Source organism: Gemmata algarum, from assembly GCF_034097035.1.
Taxonomy (GTDB): Bacteria; Planctomycetota; Planctomycetia; order Gemmatales; family Gemmataceae; genus Gemmata; species Gemmata algarum.
Genome location: NZ_JAXBLV010000231.1, coordinates 1 through 16,476, shown reverse-complemented (window position 1 = coordinate 16,476; position 16,476 = coordinate 1). Strand labels below are relative to the sequence as shown.

Sequence of the window (16,476 nt, the reverse complement as noted above, 5' to 3'; positions counted from 1 at the left end):
GCTGGCAGTTAACGGGCCTCGAACTACCCATTCGCTGGGCGATCGCGATCCACGAATCCACTGCTTTGAGCCCCAGTTACAACCGTCGGGCGCGTCGGCTGAGATCCCAACGCCCCCAGCTATCGCAGCGCAACATCTTGACATAGCGGCCCTTGCGACAGATTCGCCACGCGCCTGCGACGCCAACCGTCGGACGAGAACACCGCTGGCAACTGCCCCAGAAGACATGATTCGGACATCGGAAAGTGCAGCGAGTGAAAAAGGAGGGGGGAAAATGCCCGATGCGCGAGTGCGGTCGGCGACGCCAACGAGCGGAACAGCATTTTCCCGCGTCGGCTTCACTGCAACGGACGGTATGTGCCATCTGTCGGGCAGCGGTGCGCCAAAATCGCACACCGCCACGCCGTTTCCGCTCACTCCGACCTGCATCAGTGGTGGGAGACAGGTGGGGCAGAGAGAACCGGGCAGGCGCGAACGTGACGGCCTCCGGTCCCAGGACCGCACCCGTGTCGGAGGTTGTTCGGTTTCAATCGGGTCGAATCTGGTACACTATGCGCACGGTCTCCGCCACCCGCTCCGTCACCCTATGCCCGCGTCCCTGTGGTTGGTACTGCGTCAGACGCAAGAGGCGGTCGGTGCCGGCCGCCCTGAAGATGCGCACCGGCTGCTCGAACCCCTTCTCGCCGACGGACACCGTAAGGTGGTTCGGCTCGCCCGCGAAGTCGTGCGGTCTTACCTGACCCGGGCAGCCAAGGCACTCGACCAACACAACCCAGACGCCGCGTGGCGCGACCTGCTGGCTGCCGAGACGCTTAACACCGGAGAAAAAGCGGTTACCGACTTGCGGTACACGCTCTCCAAACTGTCGGTGGTTCAGGCAAAGGCGATGCTCGAAGCCGGCCGCCCCATCGACACGCTGGACCAAATTACCCGCATCCGCGACCGCGGGGTGCGGCACCCCGATCTCGAGCGGCTCGAAGTCGCGGCCCAAGACTGGGTTCACGCATCTGAGCTGGCGGACCGCGGCGAGTTCCTTCGTGCCTTGGCGGAATTGGACCGCATCGCCCCGAAGCTGCCGTGTCCACCGACCGGGCTGGAGCGGTTCCGAGACGCGGTCGAAGCGCGGCACGTGCAGTTCCGTGACTCGGTCTCGCGCCTCATGGACGCGGCCGACGCGAAAAAATGGGCCGAAGCCGTCACGTTCGCGGCGGAGGTGCTGGCGGTGGCTCCGGACCACCGGGAGGCGAAAGCGGTTCGCGGGCGTGCCTGGGCCGCCGCCGCCCCCGAGACGGTGAGCGTGGCCGTTCCGATGCCGGTACCGGAACTGCCGACCATGCGGCCGGTCGCGCGGAGTACGTCGGGCCGGGCAGCCGCCACACGGATCGAATCCTTACATCCGCCAACGACCGGGAGCAGTCGCCCCATCGCCCGTGTGGCCGGAACGGCTCTGGCGGGGCAATCGTCCGGGGCAGGCGCCCCGCTTCCGAAGCGGTTCTTGTTGTGGGTCGATGGCGTTGGCGGGTATCTGGTTTGTCTGTCGAACCGGGTCACGTTCGGACAGGCGACCGCCGACGGCCCGGTGGATGTGCCGCTTTACGCAGATGTGTCGCGTACCCACGCCGAAGTCACCCGCGACGCCGAGGGCTACGTGATCGAGTCCGGCCGCTCGCTGCGCGTCAACGGAGCCGACACCAAACGCGCGGTACTCGCGCCCGGCGATCGCGTGACGCTCGGTACGAGTTGCCAGTTCCTGTTTCACAAACCGGTGGAGGTCAGTTCGTCGGCAAAACTGGAAGTGACGAGTGGGCACCGGTTACAGGCCCCGGTTGACGCAGTGCTGCTGATGGGGAACGAACTCATTCTCGGTCCGGAGCCCGACGCACACATTCCGCTGGCGGTTGACGCGCCCGTGCTGATTTATCGCTCGCGCGAGGGGTTAAGCGTGCGCGTGCCGGACGCGAAGTTTTTGATCGACGACCGCCCCTGTCTCGACCGGGCCATATTGCCGCTTCCCGGAGTCGTGTCGTGTGAAGCGTTCACGTTCGCGGTGGAGCCGGTTAGCGGGCGGCTGTGAGTCACCGCCCTTCAACGTTCAGCGCGTCGTCGCCGGAACAGTCACGTAACGTTCCCGAAGGGTTCACCTGCCACACGCGGCCGGAACCAACGTCCAGTGCGGTGAGGTATCCGCCGCGAACGCAGTTCGTGTCGATGCACACCAAGAATCCGAGGTCGAGAACGCGGCCAGACGACTGCGGGGTGTGCCCGACAACGGCCACCTTGCCTGAACAGTGCGGAGCGGCAACGGTTGCGTCCGTCACCCGCCACCGTAGTGCCAGCGCGGGTTGCTCACCCAGAGGCAGTTCGGGCACGTAGCCGGCGTGAAGGAAAATGTGAGTGGAGGTTTCGTGGTAGGGGCGGCACTTGGCTAAAAACTCGCGGTGCGACCGGGGAATCCAGTCGGCCAAGGCACGCCGGGGACCACCCGGAGTCCAACCGTAAGAGCGAAGTGTATCCGCCCCGCCGAGCGCAAGCCACCGGCGCAACTGTTCCTTGCTACGGAGGGCGTCGAGGAGTGCTTCTTCGTGATTTCCCAAAAGTGGCACAAGACGGCAGCGCCCGGAGAGCGCGATCAACAGTTCGAGTACGCCCCGGCTGTTCGGCCCGCGGTCGATGTAGTCACCCAGCGCGACGACCGTGTCATCGGGGCCGATCGCCAGCACCTCGACCAGCGCAACAAAGGCGTCGAAGCAGCCGTGAACGTCCCCGATGGCAATGGTGCGCCCCGCCATCCGCACTCCAACGATCAGAGCCGAAACGAATCGCAGCCAGATGGGTCCAAACTGCACGGCATCCTACCGAGCCTGCAATCGGCTCACAACCGCTGCCGTGACCGATTCCGGACATCCGGCAGACTCTGATCAAAACCCACATGCCTCGCACACGTGCCACTTATTCCCGCGCACCCGGGGTAGACGAATCGCGTACTATTCGGGTACGGTACGGATGTCTATACCCTCCCGCGATTCCTTCCGAGGTCGAACGTGTTGGGCTCCAAGCCGCTCCCCCCGGAGCTGTTCGACGCCGTTCAGCGGCACTGGGGGTTCGCGTCGCTCCGGCCGCTCCAGGAACACGCGATCCGGGCCGTCCTCAACCGCCGCGACTCGCTCGTCGTCCTGCCCACCGGGGGCGGGAAATCGCTCTGCTTTCAGGCTCCCGCCGTTGTGCAGGGCGGACTCACGGTTGTCGTGTCGCCACTCATTGCCCTTATGAAGGACCAAGTGGACGGTCTCACGCGCATCGGTGTGCCCGCGGCCCGGCTCGACAGCACGCTGACCGCAGCCGAGCGTGCTGCCACCTTCGAGGGAATCCGCAACGGCACCACCCGACTCGTGTTCACCTCGCCCGAGCGGCTGGTTAACACCGAAATCTTTCGGCTCCTGCAATCGGCCAACACGCACACCATCGCAGTGGACGAGGCCCACTGCGTGAGCCACTGGGGGCACGACTTCCGCCCCGAATACCGCCAGCTCGCGCGGATGCGCGAGTTTTTCCCGAAAGCATCGGTCCACGCCTACACCGCGACCGCCACGGAGCAGGTGCGGCGCGACATCATCCAGCAACTGAACCTGCGCCAGCCCGAGATCCACGTCGGCAGCTTCGACCGTCCGAACCTGACGTTCCGCGTGCTCCCCAGGGTCGAGATGCACGCCCAGGTGCGGGAGGTCATCGACCGCCACCCGGGCGACGCGGGCATCGTGTACTGCCTGCGAAAGAAGGATGTGGACGAGATGTGCGCGGCGCTAAAGGCCGCCGGCTACCGGGCGGTGTCATACCACGCCGGGATGGAGAACGCCGCCCGCCGCGCCACCCAGGACGCGTTCGCAGCAGAAGAGGCCGACATCGTCGTTGCGACGGTCGCGTTCGGGATGGGCATCGACCGCTCCAACGTGCGGTTCGTGATCCACGCCGCGATGCCCAAGACGATCGAGCACTACCAGCAGGAGACCGGCCGCGCCGGCCGCGACGGGTTGGAGTCCGAGTGCGTCCTCTTCTACTCCGGCCAGGATTTCCTTTCGCTCAAGTGGATGATCGAGAAATCGGGCGAAGAGGGCGGGGCGTCGGCGGAGTACGTCGCGACCAGCGTCAAGCACCTCGAAGAGATGGCCCGCTACTGTCGCGGCGCGGTGTGCCGGCACAAGGCGCTCGTCCAGCACTTCGGCCAGACCTACGACATCCCCAACTGCGGCGCGTGTGACATCTGCCTGGGGGACACACAAGAAGTGCCCGACGCGATGACCGTGGCGAAGAAGATCCTCTCGTGCGTCGCCCGCCTGAAGGAGAGTTTCGGCACCGCGCACGTGATCGAGGTGCTGCGCGGAGCGGACACGGCCGCGATCCGTAGCCGCAGCCACCACCAGCTCACGACCTACGGCCTGTTGAAGAACGTCCCCAAAAACGACCTGCGGGACTGGATCTACCAACTCATCGGGCAAGGCGCGCTGGTCCAGTCCGGAGACGAGTACCCCGTTCTCAAGCTGAATGCGACATCCTGGGATGTGATGAGCGGGCGGTCCACGATCCGGCTCATCCAGCTCGCCCGCCGTGCGAAGCGGAGTGCTGACGGGGGAAAGGCGCAGCCATTCGCACTGCCGCCCGGCGCCGACGCGGCGCTGTTCGAGATGTTGCGACAGTTACGGCGCCAGGAGGCATCCCGCGCGGGCGTGCAACCGTATCAGGTGTTTACCGACGCGGTGCTCGCGGAGATGGCCCGCGGCCGCCCGACCAACGAGGAGGCACTGAAGCGCATCTCGGGTGTCGGGGAGTACCGCGCCCAGCAGTTCGGGCGCGCATTCCTCAAAGCGATTGTGGCGCATTGTCTGCGCACCGGTCTCGAGGAGAACGTGCCACCACCCAAGGTTACCCCGGGTCCGCGCGCGGCACTCGCATCGACAACGGCCCCAAAGCCGTCCGCGAAAAAGGAACTCGCGTTCAAATTGTTCCGCAACGGCGCATCCGTCGATTACGTCGCCAAGGAGTCCGAACTGTCGGCCTCGACCGTGACCGAATACCTTGCCGAGTTCGTGCGAACACAGAAGCCCCCATCGATATTCGCATGGGTATCGGAAGACGTGTGCGAGCGGGTGGCCGCGGCTGTCGAAATCCACGGTGTCGCGCGGTTGAAACCGGTGTACGAGGAACTCAACGGCGAAGTGAACTACGACGCCATCCGCATCGTGTTCGCGTACCTCGATACACGAGCCGCGTGAGTTGATCGCGACCGGTGCCCTGTCAGAGCTCCAGTTGGACCCCAGGGTCCGAAGCGGGGGGAGGGCGAGCACCTGGAAGGTGCTCGCAACAAACGCCGTTGACCCGAACCCGATTTCGAGGCGCCATTTCTCGGGGTTCGGCGGTGCTTTGCTCGCGCAGACCATTTCGAACGCCAGGGGCAACTGCGTTGGGGCTAGGTGAGCCGCATAACATGCGCGTCCGTCGTTTCCGGCGCACATCCCTTGACGCCGCAAGGGGCACCTCCGAGATAACCGACTGCGGACGCGCCCGCGCGGGCGGTGTGAAGCGGCACAACGGCGCGGGTGACATAACGAACGACCGGTGCTCGGCCCCGCGGCCACACCAAGGATACCGAACACATGGCCGGTGGACGCGACCCGTCTGTGGCGCTAAGCACAAACGCGCACCTGTTGCGGTGGGTGGAGAAGATGGCCCGGCTTACCAAGCCGGCTGCCGTTCACTGGGTGGACGGCTCGCAGGAGGAGTACGACGCGCTGTGCGGGCAGATGGTCCGGGGCGGAACCTTTATCAAGCTGAACGAGGAGCTGTGGCCCGGTTGTTACTACGCGCGGTCCGACCCGGGTGATGTGGCACGGGTTGAGGACCGCACGTTCATCTGCTCGCTCTCCAAAGAGGCGGCCGGTCCGACCAACAACTGGGAAGACCCGTTCGTAATGAAGCGCCGGCTCAAGCAGTTGTTCGACGGCGCGATGCGCGGGCGGACTATGTACGTGCTGCCGTTCAGCATGGGGCCGGTCGGGTCGCCGCTGTCGCAGATCGGGGTGCAACTCACCGACTCGCCCTACGTGGTGGTGAACACCCGGATCATGGCCCGGATCGGGCTCCCGGTGCTCGCGGAGATCGACAAAGGCGACAAGCGGGTGGTACCGTGCATGCACACGCTCGGCGCCCCGCTGGCCCCGGGCCAGGCGGACGTGCCGTGGCCGTGCAACCCGGAAAAGTACGTCGTCCACTTCCCCGAGACGCGGCAGATCTGGTCCTTCGGGTCCGGGTACGGCGGCAACGCCCTGCTCGGCAAGAAGTGCTTCGCGCTGCGGATCGCCTCGAACATCGCCCGGGACGAAGGGTGGATGGCCGAGCACATGCTCATCCTCGGGGTCGAGAACCCCAAGGGCGAGAAGACGTACGTCACCGCCGCGTTCCCGTCGGCCTGCGGGAAGACCAACTTCGCCATGCTCATCCCGCCGGCCGGGTTCGAGGGGTGGAAGGTGTGGACCGTTGGCGACGACATCGCCTGGCTGAAGCCGGACGCCGAGGGACGGCTGCGGGCGATCAACCCCGAAGCCGGCTTTTTCGGGGTGGCCCCGGGCACGTCCGCCAAGACCAACCCGAACGCGATGGCCGCGCTATCGCGGAACACCATTTTCACCAACGTCGCGCTCACGCCCGAGGGCGGGGTGTGGTGGGAAGGGATGACCGACGAGCCGCCCGCTGAGTGCCTGGACTGGCGCGGGAACCGGTGGACCCCGGAGTTGGCGAAGGAGACGGGAGCGAAGGCCGCGCACCCCAACGCCCGGTTTACCGCCCCGGCGGCCCAGTGCCCGACCATCGACCCGGCATGGGAGGCCCCGGAAGGGGTGCCCATCAGCGCGATCGTGTTCGGCGGGCGCCGCGCGGCTACGGTCCCGCTCGTGTACCAAGCGTTCAACTGGACGGCCGGTGTGTACATGGGCGCCACCACCGGTTCCGAGACCACGGCGGCGGCGGGCGGCGCGGTGGGGCGGGTGCGCCGCGACCCGATGGCGATGCTGCCGTTCTGCGGGTACCACATGGGGGACTACTTCCGGCACTGGATCCGGATGCAGCGGGACCTCTCGGAGACGCCCCGCGTGTTCCACGTCAACTGGTTCCGCAAAGGGGCGGACGGCCGGTTCCTGTGGCCCGGATTCGGGGACAACATGCGGGTGCTGAAGTGGATCGTGGACCGGGTCCGCGGCCGCGCCATCGGACGCGAGACCCCGATCGGCTGGAGCCCGCGGTTCGAGGACATCGAGTGGACCGGGCTCGACTTCCCGCGCGAGCAGTTCGACCGGCTCCAGGCGTGCGACCGCACCGCGTGGCGGGCCGAGGTGCTCGGGCACGAGGAGCTGTTCATCGACCTGCACAGCCGGCTGCCCCCGGAAATGGTGTACGAGCGGGAGTTGCTGATCTGCCGGCTCCAGAGCGAATGAGACCGCTCGGCATTCACCCCCCCCCGCGCGCCGGACGCAGCGCCCGGCGGTACTCGCCCGGAGTGAGCCCGGTCGTCCGCCGGAACTGCCGCGTGAACGCGCTCTGGTCGGCGTAACCGCACGCCAGACCGACCTCCACCACCGGGCGGTCGGTGTCGCGCAACTGCTCGGCGGCGGTGTCCATCCGCAGCTTGAGCAGGAGTTGGCCCGTGGACAGCCGGAACAGCCGGCGCACCCGCTGGTCGAGCTGGTACGCCGAGAGGCCGGCGATCGCAGCCAGCTCCTCGGTGACCAGCCGCTGGTCCAAATGGGTCCGCGCGTGCCGCACTGCCGCAGCCACGCTGCTGTAGTCCTCGGCGCTCTCGTCTGGCGGGTGCAGGTCGTGGGACACGCCCACGAGCCCGATGACGGCGTCGCCCGCCGCCCGGAGCGGGAACTTGTCGGTCAGGCACCACCCGGTCACGCCCGTCGGGTACAGGTGCAACTCGAGCTGGTTAAGAACCGGCTCGCCCGTTGCGAGCAGGTGCGTGTCCTGTTCCCAAAACGAACGTCCGAACGGTGGCGGAAACATCTGGGCGGCCGTCTTGCCGATCAGCGTCCGCTTGTCGTGCGTGCCGCACCGCTCGGCCAGCGTGCGGTTCACCACCACGTACTCGGCCCGCTCGTTCTTGACGAAGTACACCACGTCCGCCAAGCAGTCGAACACGTCCTCGGCGGTGAACGGCTCCGCCAGCCGCGCGAACAGGGCGGCCACGGGACTGGAACTGGTCACCGAAAAACTCCAGGGGTTGTGCGCGGAATCCAGTTCTGGGTCGATACCCGGTCAAGACCGTCGCCGGTTCACCGATTATACTTCACCCCATTAACCGTCCCTAAAATCTCGTTCACGGAAATTTCATGAGCGTTCGCTGGGCCGGCGTATTCCCGGCCGTGACCACCCAGTTCCGCCAGGATCAGTCGCTGGACCTGCGGGCCACCGCCGTCCATTTGGAAGCTGTTCTCGCGTCGGGCGTGAGCGGTCTGGTGGTGTGCGGGTCGCTCGGGGAGAACCAGGCCCTCGACGCGGACGAAAAGCGGAGCGTGGTGGAGAACGCGGTGCGGGTGGCCGCCGGGCGCGTGCCGGTGATCGCCGGTGTGGCCGAGACCTCGACCGCGGCGGCCGTCCGGTACGCCCGCGATTGTGCGCGGTTCGGCGCGGCCGGGTTCATGGTGATGCCTCCAATGGTGTACAAGCCCGACGCGGAGGAGGCGGCCGGCTACTTCCGGGTCGTGGCGGCCGCGACCGACCTGCCGTGGATGCTGTACAACAACCCGCTCGCCTACACGGTGGATGTCACGCCCGAGCGGCTCCTCGGGTACGCGGACATTCCGAACTTGCGGGCGATCAAAGAAAGTTCCGGCGACCCACGCCGGGTGACCGAGATCCGGCTCGCCCTGGGCGACCGGCTGGCGGTGTTCGCGGGCGTGGACGACCTGATCCTCGAGTCCTCGGTCCTCGGCATCGACGGGTGGGTCGCGGGCTCTGGCATTGCCTTCCCGGCCGAGAACCAGCGGCTGTGGGAGCTGACCCGGGCGGGTCGGTGGGACGAGGCCCGCCAGATGTACCGGTGGGCCGCGCCCCTCATGAAGCTCGACACGCACCCCAAGTTCGTGCAGTACATCAAGCTCATGGTTCAGGAAGCGGGCCTCGGCGCCGAATGGGTTCGCGAGCCCCGGCGCCCGCTGACCGGCGTCGAGCGCGAGCGCGTGCTCGGCACCATCCGGGCCGGGCTGAGCAGTCGCCCGTGCTCGTGAGTTGCCAGCCGCTCCCGGGACCGTGGCCCTGGGAGCGGCCGTTCACGCGGTGAACGTTGTTTTTCGGCGGCGCTCACCCGCCGGCAGCCCAAACGCCTCGCGTTCGCCCCCTCTCTCGAACGAATCTCTCCGGTGTCGGCATGATTTATTCCTAAGTCCGGTAACTGCTCATGCGTCCGAGAACTCGCAATGCTCCCGGGTTTACGCTGATCGAATTGTTAGTCGTGATCGCCATTATTGCCATCCTCATCGGGCTTCTGCTGCCGGCAGTGCAAAAGGTGCGGGAGGCGGCGGCCCGCATGAAGTGTCAGAACAACCTCAAGCAAATGGGCCTGGCCGCCCATAACTACGACAGCACCTACGGCAACCTGCCGCCGGGCACGAACACGGCGAGCGGGATCGGTACGCTGACCTACTTGCTGCCGTTCATTGAGCAGGACAACTTGTACCGCCAGATTCCCGCGGCTCTTCTAATCGTCCCCTCCGCGCTGCCGGCGGACGCCGGTGGCGGCGCGCCGACAATCGCGAGCCTGTGGACCGGCGACGCAACGGCCCTGAAGGTGTCGATCAACCGGGTGACGATGTTCGAGTGCCCGTCGGACAACGCGTCGGCTAACATGCCGTATTGGATCGCGGCCACCAGTGCCATCTGCCTCCCCGGTCCGGGCTATGGGATCAATTTCAACTGGACCGGGCTGCCGACGTTCACCGCCGCCGGGGGCAATCCGGGTGTGACCAACTATATGGCCTCGGCCGGCGGGAACGGTCAGTCCGACGGGAACGGTCCGGCTTACGGGTCCACCACCGTCACTTGGCGCTCGATGGCCGGACCGTTCGGGCTCAACACCAAGCAGAAGCTGTCCACCATTGCGGACGGCACGTCTCAAACCATTCTGTTCGGCGAGACGGTCGGGACCGCCGGGAACGAGCGGCTGAGCTGGATGGGCGCGGGCACCTTTACCTTCCTGTACGGCATCACTGACCCGGGTGGGTCGGGCTGGACGTCGTTCGGCAGTCGGCACACCGGGGTCGCCCAGTTCGTTTACGGCGACGGGTCGGTCCGCTCGATCCGCAAGATGGGCAAGGACTGGTACGCCGGCTGGTACACCGACGCCTGGAAGAACGCGGTGTACGCCGGCGGCACTTCGGACGGCGTGCCGGTCAACTTCGACGCGATGGGCGGGCAGTAACCCTCGGTCACTCAAGGAGAGCCACATGATCCGCAACGCCGTCAGCCGGCTGGTCTGTCTCGCAACCGTGCTCGCGATCCTGACCGGTTGCGAGCGGGAGCCGCTCACGAAGCCGGCCGACCTGAACAACCCGCCGCCGAAACCGGCCGGCCCCGGTGGCCCGCCCCCGAAGCCGGCGGCGGGGGCCAAGTAGTATGAGCGGGCGGTGTACCGCCCGCCTTTCGACCGGGTGGCGCACCGTGTGCCGCCCGGTCGTGCCAGTTCCGAGAACCGAAAGAACGGCCGAGATTGGTTTCACGTCTCTGACCCAGCGTCTCCAGGGTTGACCTACTCCATTTCTTTCGTCGGAGGAATTTTGGTATGGCCGGACGCATTCGCAAGTCGGGGTTCACGCTGATCGAACTGCTGGTCGTGATCGCCATTATTGCCATCCTGATCGGGCTATTGCTGCCCGCCGTCCAGAAGGTGCGCGAGGCCGCCGCGCGCCTCCAGTGTACGAATAACCTCAAACAGATCGGGCTCGGGTGTCACAACCACCACGAGACCGTCGGGGCGCTGCCGAACGGCGGGCTTGGGTACTGGCGGACGGTCAACGGCGCGATCGCCCCGAAGCCGAACGGCAGCGGCGCGGAGTTCGCCCCGGAGGGCAGCCCGTACAAGGAGGACCCCACTAACCAGTGGGCTGGGTGGCAGTACCAGGTGCTGCCGTACCTCGAGCAGCAGTCGTTGTGGCAGACCGGCAACCCGACCACCATGTCCCAGACCGCCATCAAGATGTACGGGTGCCCGTCCCGGGGCGGGGCGCGGAAGTTCGTCCGCGGGCTGGACTCGTACTACGTCACCGACTACGTCGGCTCGTACGGCGACGACTCCCAGGCCCACGGCGCGATGGTGGACTACTCGCGCGGCGGGGTGCGGCTCGGCCAAATGACCGACGGCACCTCGAACACCCTGCTGATCGGCGAAAAGTGGGTCCTCTCGACCGCGTACCAAACGGCCCCCTCGGACCCGGACTACTGCTGCGGGCTGGAGTCGCAGGCGACCGGGTTCGGGTGGGCCATCGTGCGGCCCGCCACCCTCAGCCCGTGGAGCGACCGGATGCCCAAGGGGGACGGGTCGTCCGGGTGGGCGTGGTGGTCTGCGGCCCGGTTCGGCTCGGCCCACTCCAGCGGCATCAACGCGGTGCTGTGCGATGGCTCCGTCCGCTCCATCCGGTTCAACGTCGACAGCGCCGTCTTCCTCAACCTCGGGATGCGCGACGACGGGAACGTTCTCGACCTGAACCAGTTGTAAGCGGCGTCCCGCCGCCCCGGACCCGCCGGGGCGACGGTGTACCCTGTGTGTCGCCCCGGACCCGCCGGGGCGGCGGTCCGCGTACACTCACCGAGGTCGGTCATGCGTCCCGTGATCCTGTGGTTGGCGTGTTGTGCCCTCGTCGCGGCCGCCGGTTGCGGCTCCGAGCCCCGCCCGGTGGACCCCCGCAACGCGTCGGTCAACGACAAACTGGTGGCGGTGTCCAAGGGCTTCAGCGAGGCGACGGCCGGCCTGGGCCGGCCCCCGAAGACCGACGCCGAACTGCGGCCGTACCTCGAACGGTTCGGCCCGCCCGACGAGGTGCTCCGCTCGCCCAACGACGACCAACCGATGGTCGTCAACTTCCGGGCGGTCGCGCCGGGCGACGTGGTGGCCTGCGAGCGCACCGGTGCCGGAGGCCGCCGCGCGGCGGTGAACGTCCGCGGCGAGGTGTCGACCATCTCCGAGGCCGATTTCGCCCGTCTGCAATCGCCCGGCACCGGCCCGAAGCCGAAAATGGACCCGCCGGCAGAAGGTCACAAGCAGGGCTCGCTGAAGGGTATCATTGATAAAGCCGGCGGCCCCAAGCAGCCGTAACCGCACCCGCACCGCCGGCGACCTCTTCCCCGCGACCAGGAACCCAGATGCAGCGCGTTCGTGTGATCGATTCCCACACCGGCGGCGAGCCCACGCGTGTGGTTGTGTCCGGCGGCCCCGACCTCGGCTTTGGCCCCCTGGCCGCCCGGTGCGAACTGTTCCGGCGCGAGTTCGATCGGTTCCGGTCCGCGGTGGTGAACGAGCCCCGCGGCTCGGACGTGCTGGTTGGCGCGCTGCTGGTCGAGCCGCACGAGCCCGACTGCGCCGCCGGCGTCATTTACTTCAACAACGTCGGCCCGCTCGGGATGTGCGGGCACGCCACGATCGGTCTGGCCGTGACACTTGCCCACCTGGGGCGGACGGCGCCCGGGCGGTACCGCGTCGACACGCCCGTCGGCCCCGTCGTTGTCGAGCACCGGGGCGGCCCTACCGTCGGGGTGCTCAACGTCCCCAGCTACCGGCACGCGGCCGGGGTCGTCGTCCCGGTTGAGGGGGTGGGGCCGGTGACCGGCGACGTGGCCTGGGGCGGCAACTGGTTCTTCCTGACGGCGGTTCCGGACGGGGTCGGACTGGACATCGGTTCGGTCAAGCCTCTCACCGACTATGCGCTGCGTGTCCGCGCCGCCCTCGAACGCGCCGGGGTGACCGGCGCCGGCGGCGCCCCGATCGACCACATCGAGCTGCTCGGCCCGCCCGCCGACCCGAACAACCACGCCCGCAACTTCGTGCTGTGTCCCGGCGGGGCCTACGACCGCTCGCCGTGCGGCACCGGCACGAGCGCCAAGCTCGCGTGCCTCGCGGCGGACGGCAAACTGAAACCCGGGGCCGTGTGGCGCCAGGAGAGCATCTTGGGCGCCGTGTTCGAGGGCCGGTACGAACCGGCCGGAAGTAGCATCAGCCCGCACATCACGGGCACCGCGTACTTGACGGCCGAGTCGGATCTGCTTTTCGACCCGGTCGATCCGTTTCGCATGGGCGTACGGGCGTAATTGATTAGGCACGATGGGAGCGAACGGTCGTCGTCCGGGGCGTTCGGACCGACTGCTCGCACCTCCCTGAGCACAACACTCCTCGAACTCACGCCCCTCTGCGCGCGCGCGACTTTTTGCCCCGGCACCTCACTGAATCGCTGGAAATCATAGTGTTTTGTGAGAAGTGGCCGCAGGCGTCCGTGGTTGAGCGATCGCTCGTTCGAATCCGGTTCGGTGCCCGAGGCGACCACTCCTCGAACCTCTCGCAGTCTCGCGGCCGTTAACCCGCGGGTTGCGTTGTCGTTTCAGAAAAGCTGACAATCCGTGGGTTAACACGCGCGATCATGAACTCACACCCACTCGCCCCGAGAATCGGTATTTGAAGCACCAGCGGCGTGGCTGGTGCGGGCCATCAGGCCGAAACCGTGGGCATCGGTTGCGCATCACGCGGCAGCGGCACGCTGCCCGCTGCCGAGGAACCCACGCCGCGGATCCTGACGTTCCCGACCGGTGAGGTGAAGTGCCCGGGGCGGCTCGGCGGGTACCTGGAGCACCACCACCGAACGGCCGCTTGAGCCACTTTGGAACAGCGCCCAACCCACGACACCAATACCACGACACCAATACGGTACGGTGCTCCGCGATGCGGTGCAGGCGCTCGCCGACGGCTCGTTCCGTTGTCGTCATGCTGACTAACGGGCGCGCAACACCGTTGTTGAGACGTCGACTTGCCGTTCAGACTACGGCCCATCCCTTCCGCAGGCACTATCCGGCTACGGTCAAGGTTGTTGCACAGGACGGATCGCCCTTACTTCTTCTCCCGCTTCCCTTCGATATCGAACTCGCGCTTCTCGCCACCGAATTCCGTTGCCGCTTTCCCCTTGAGCTTGTCTCCCTCGACCTTCAGTTTGTAGTCGATGGCAATCTCGTTATCCATGAACTTCCGGACCGCCGAGAACGAGAGTTCCCCGTCCTTGAACCGCAGGTCCTTAACCTTCACGTCCTTCTGGTCCGGCCAGTTCATCACCCCGACGAGCGTGTCTCCGTCCTTCGTGACCACCAACTCGGCCGTCCGCTTCTGATCCCCGATGGAGTACTCGCAATTCCACGTCCCGACCGGGTTCGCTTTGTCCTCCGCCCGCGCGAAGCTGCCCAACCCGAGAACCAGCACCGCAGAGATGATCGCCTTCATGGTCGCCTCCGAGAAGTGGCCGTCCCGCGTGGACCGCCACGGCCGATTGTAGTGCCCGGCCCTCCGATGCCGATCACACCACCTCGACCTCGACCGTGAAAACGAAGTTGATCATGTAGGTCCGCCGGTCCGCGTCGTGCTTTTCGGGCTGCGTGCGCCCTTCGGTGTCGGTGGCCCGGGCCATCACTTGGTACCGTCCGGTAGCTTCAGGAACGTCCCACGGGAGCTCCCACAGCCGCCACGCGAACGGCACGGCCTCCCCCAGCAGCCTAGCCTCCGCCCACTTCTTCCCGGCGTCCGTACTGAACTCAACCGCGGCCACGTCCGACCCGCCACCCCACGCCGCCCCGAATACCCGGTACGGCTTCCCGGCCGGCACCGCTTCGGACAGCCCCGGGCGGGCGATCTGGGCCTTGACCTGCACCTCGGTGACACGCGCGAGCGTGGGCCGCTCGCGTTCCCGCTTCCAGTAGGCGTATTCCAGCGACTGCCAGAACTCCTCGAACGGGGTGGCCGTTACCGTTACGTGCGTCAGCCACTTCACCGAGGCCATCCCGTACCACCCGCCGACGATGGCCCGCACCGGGAACCCGTGGTCCGGGGTCAGGTCCTTGCCGTTCATCTTGTAAGCCAGGAGCACCTCGGGCCGCATCGCCTTGGCCAGCGGCAAGCTCCGCTCGAAGTGAATCACTCCCGGCGACCTCGGGTCGTCGACTTCCCCTTTGTCGGCACCTTGGAGGATGACATCCACGCCGCCCTCCTTCACCCCGGCCCTATCCAGCACGGCCGAGAGGGGCACCCCGGTCCATTCCGCCGTACCGACGGCCCCGGTGTCCCACAAAAGGCCCTTGGCTTTCGGAACGAGCTGTGCCCGGCCGTTACCGGCGCACTCCAGCAGGACCGGGGAGGTCGTCGCAGGCAACCCGAGCAGTTCGTCGTACGTCAGGCGAAGCTCCCGCTCGACCTCACCGTCAACGGTCAACGTCCAATCCTTCGCACGGATCGCCGGGATGGGAAAGTGCGTGCGGACGAAGAACGCGTTGGTCGGCGTGGCGGGGCTGAGCGAGGGGAACGGGAACTCTCGATTCGCCGGCTCCTTCTCGCGAATGATCAGCCCGGCTCGCGACACCGCTTCGTTCATGATCGATCCGCCACCGGGTGAGTTTCGCATCCCACGTGTACAACGACAATGTACTTCTTGCCCGCCCGAAAGAACAAATTGCACCTCACCCACCTTCGCGGAACGTCCCAGCCTCCCGCAGCCGTGCCCCAGTTCAGTAGAAGCGCGAAAGAAACCGTCGATTGTGCCCCGAAACCCACTCAAGAAAACGCGAAGAAGGCCATTACGCTGACATGGTTAGCGCGTTGTTTCACCACCAGCATTCGAATATAATGTACTTTCCGCGAATCGGCCCTGCTCATGCGGCCAAGTCCAAGCAGCGGTAGGCGAGGTCGCGGATTTTCGCGTGGTCGTGGTGCTCGCCCACAACGGCCTGAATTTCCTGGGCCAGTAGCTCGTGTTGCCACGCCCGGCGTGTCCGCGTGGCTCGGGCGCCGGCTCGGATCGTTTCACGGGGATGCCGACCGGTGAGCCACCAATTCCGCGGCTGTGCGATCCCAAGCTCATACCTCGGTCAACGCGTGGGGCCGCGCGTACCGGTGGAAGCACCCATCCCTCTCCGCACATCATGTCTGTTCACCGTTGATCAGTCGTGCGGTGGAGATGTGCTTGGCCTCGGGGAATCGGGTGTGAGGTGGCTTCGGTTTCTTGGGTCCACGGGTGGCCTTCCGATACCGCTTCAGGTTCACACCCCGAGCCAAGCTCTTCAACCACTCGGCCATCTGCCCGACCGACCACCCGCCGATCTCCACCTACGTCTGGGCCGGGATCGCGATCCACAACCCCGGGCACGCACCCGACACTTCCAACCCCAGGTGGTAAGTCCGACACCCCGTCG

14 protein-coding genes are annotated in these 16,476 nt (G+C 66.7%); 10 read left to right on the top strand and 4 right to left on the bottom strand.

Going from position 1 to position 16,476, the window contains the following annotated elements:
• The first annotated feature begins 586 nt into the window (after positions 1 to 586).
• Entirely contained in the window at positions 587 to 2,074 is a 1,488-nt protein-coding gene (locus tag R5W23_RS28685; protein ID WP_261188500.1) for an FHA domain-containing protein, read from the top strand.
• Between the two features lies 1 nt (position 2,075).
• Here the strand turns inward: R5W23_RS28685 and R5W23_RS28680 are convergent, their stop codons facing one another.
• On the bottom strand, positions 2,076 to 2,789 hold the full coding sequence (locus R5W23_RS28680; protein ID WP_320689340.1) for a metallophosphoesterase family protein: 714 nt from the start codon (positions 2,787 to 2,789) through the stop codon (positions 2,076 to 2,078).
• Between the two features lie 252 nt (positions 2,790 to 3,041).
• Here R5W23_RS28680 and recQ point away from each other — a divergent pair, with 252 nt between their 5' ends.
• Both recQ and R5W23_RS28670 read left to right on the top strand, forming a co-directional pair.
• The gene (gene recQ, locus R5W23_RS28675; protein ID WP_320689339.1) at positions 3,042 to 5,267 is read left to right on the top strand and encodes a DNA helicase RecQ; all 2,226 of its coding nucleotides are present in this window, start codon (positions 3,042 to 3,044) and stop codon (positions 5,265 to 5,267) included.
• 381 nt (positions 5,268 to 5,648) lie between these two features.
• Positions 5,649 to 7,481 carry a phosphoenolpyruvate carboxykinase (GTP) gene (locus tag R5W23_RS28670; protein ID WP_320689338.1) on the top strand — a complete coding sequence of 611 codons (1,833 nt, stop codon included), beginning with the start codon at positions 5,649 to 5,651 and terminating at the stop codon, positions 7,479 to 7,481.
• Between the two features lie 13 nt (positions 7,482 to 7,494).
• Here R5W23_RS28670 and R5W23_RS28665 read toward each other — a convergent pair whose 3' ends face one another.
• The gene (locus tag R5W23_RS28665; RefSeq protein WP_261188504.1) at positions 7,495 to 8,253 is read right to left on the bottom strand and encodes an AraC family transcriptional regulator; all 759 of its coding nucleotides are present in this window, start codon (positions 8,251 to 8,253) and stop codon (positions 7,495 to 7,497) included.
• A gap of 125 nt (positions 8,254 to 8,378) precedes the next feature.
• On the opposite strand from R5W23_RS28665, the gene R5W23_RS28660 reads away from it, so the two are divergent.
• The 7 genes from R5W23_RS28660 (at position 8,379) to R5W23_RS28630 (ending at position 13,901) form a co-directional block, all read left to right on the top strand.
• Entirely contained in the window at positions 8,379 to 9,275 is an 897-nt protein-coding gene (locus tag R5W23_RS28660) for a dihydrodipicolinate synthase family protein (protein ID WP_320689336.1), read from the top strand.
• A 170-nt stretch (positions 9,276 to 9,445) separates the two neighbouring features.
• Positions 9,446 to 10,465, top strand: a complete 1,020-nt coding sequence (locus tag R5W23_RS28655; protein WP_320689334.1) for a DUF1559 domain-containing protein — start codon at positions 9,446 to 9,448, stop codon at positions 10,463 to 10,465.
• A 25-nt stretch (positions 10,466 to 10,490) separates the two neighbouring features.
• Positions 10,491 to 10,658, top strand: a complete 168-nt coding sequence (locus R5W23_RS28650) for a hypothetical protein (RefSeq protein ID WP_261188507.1) — start codon at positions 10,491 to 10,493, stop codon at positions 10,656 to 10,658.
• 167 nt (positions 10,659 to 10,825) lie between these two features.
• Positions 10,826 to 11,758 (top strand): DUF1559 family PulG-like putative transporter, encoded by a 933-nt coding sequence (locus tag R5W23_RS28645; RefSeq protein ID WP_320689332.1) that lies wholly within the window; start codon positions 10,826 to 10,828, stop codon positions 11,756 to 11,758.
• Between the two features lie 102 nt (positions 11,759 to 11,860).
• On the top strand, positions 11,861 to 12,355 hold the full coding sequence (locus tag R5W23_RS28640) for a hypothetical protein (RefSeq protein ID WP_320689331.1): 495 nt from the start codon (positions 11,861 to 11,863) through the stop codon (positions 12,353 to 12,355).
• A 47-nt stretch (positions 12,356 to 12,402) separates the two neighbouring features.
• Positions 12,403 to 13,344: a proline racemase family protein gene (locus R5W23_RS28635; protein WP_320689330.1), complete on the top strand. Its 942-nt coding sequence runs from the start codon at positions 12,403 to 12,405 to the stop codon at positions 13,342 to 13,344.
• A gap of 377 nt (positions 13,345 to 13,721) precedes the next feature.
• Positions 13,722 to 13,901: a hypothetical protein gene (locus R5W23_RS28630; protein ID WP_320689329.1), complete on the top strand. Its 180-nt coding sequence runs from the start codon at positions 13,722 to 13,724 to the stop codon at positions 13,899 to 13,901.
• A 233-nt stretch (positions 13,902 to 14,134) separates the two neighbouring features.
• Here the strand turns inward: R5W23_RS28630 and R5W23_RS28625 are convergent, their stop codons facing one another.
• Both R5W23_RS28625 and R5W23_RS28620 read right to left on the bottom strand, forming a co-directional pair.
• Positions 14,135 to 14,518: a hypothetical protein gene (locus tag R5W23_RS28625; protein ID WP_320689328.1), complete on the bottom strand. Its 384-nt coding sequence runs from the start codon at positions 14,516 to 14,518 to the stop codon at positions 14,135 to 14,137.
• 73 nt (positions 14,519 to 14,591) lie between these two features.
• Complete coding sequence (locus R5W23_RS28620) at positions 14,592 to 15,659, bottom strand: sulfite oxidase (RefSeq protein ID WP_320689327.1); 1,068 nt, start codon at positions 15,657 to 15,659, stop codon at positions 14,592 to 14,594.
• Positions 15,660 to 16,476: the final 817 nt, after the last annotated feature.

What these genes read in the sequence shown, in the direction of transcription:
- R5W23_RS28685 (WP_261188500.1), top strand. Translation starts at nt 587, where the DNA reads ATGCCCGCGTCCCTGTGGTTGGTACTGCGTCAGACGCAAGAGGCGGTC.
- R5W23_RS28670 (WP_320689338.1), top strand. Translation starts at nt 5,649, where the DNA reads ATGGCCGGTGGACGCGACCCGTCTGTGGCGCTAAGCACAAACGCGCAC.
- R5W23_RS28650 (WP_261188507.1), top strand. Translation starts at nt 10,491, where the DNA reads ATGATCCGCAACGCCGTCAGCCGGCTGGTCTGTCTCGCAACCGTGCTC.
- R5W23_RS28655 (WP_320689334.1), top strand. Translation starts at nt 9,446, where the DNA reads ATGCGTCCGAGAACTCGCAATGCTCCCGGGTTTACGCTGATCGAATTG.
- R5W23_RS28660 (WP_320689336.1), top strand. Translation starts at nt 8,379, where the DNA reads ATGAGCGTTCGCTGGGCCGGCGTATTCCCGGCCGTGACCACCCAGTTC.
- R5W23_RS28645 (WP_320689332.1), top strand. Translation starts at nt 10,826, where the DNA reads ATGGCCGGACGCATTCGCAAGTCGGGGTTCACGCTGATCGAACTGCTG.
- R5W23_RS28620 (WP_320689327.1), bottom strand. Translation starts at nt 15,659, where the DNA reads ATGAACGAAGCGGTGTCGCGAGCCGGGCTGATCATTCGCGAGAAGGAG.
- R5W23_RS28680 (WP_320689340.1), bottom strand. Translation starts at nt 2,789, where the DNA reads ATGGCGGGGCGCACCATTGCCATCGGGGACGTTCACGGCTGCTTCGAC.
- R5W23_RS28635 (WP_320689330.1), top strand. Translation starts at nt 12,403, where the DNA reads ATGCAGCGCGTTCGTGTGATCGATTCCCACACCGGCGGCGAGCCCACG.
- R5W23_RS28625 (WP_320689328.1), bottom strand. Translation starts at nt 14,518, where the DNA reads ATGAAGGCGATCATCTCTGCGGTGCTGGTTCTCGGGTTGGGCAGCTTC.
- R5W23_RS28640 (WP_320689331.1), top strand. Translation starts at nt 11,861, where the DNA reads ATGCGTCCCGTGATCCTGTGGTTGGCGTGTTGTGCCCTCGTCGCGGCC.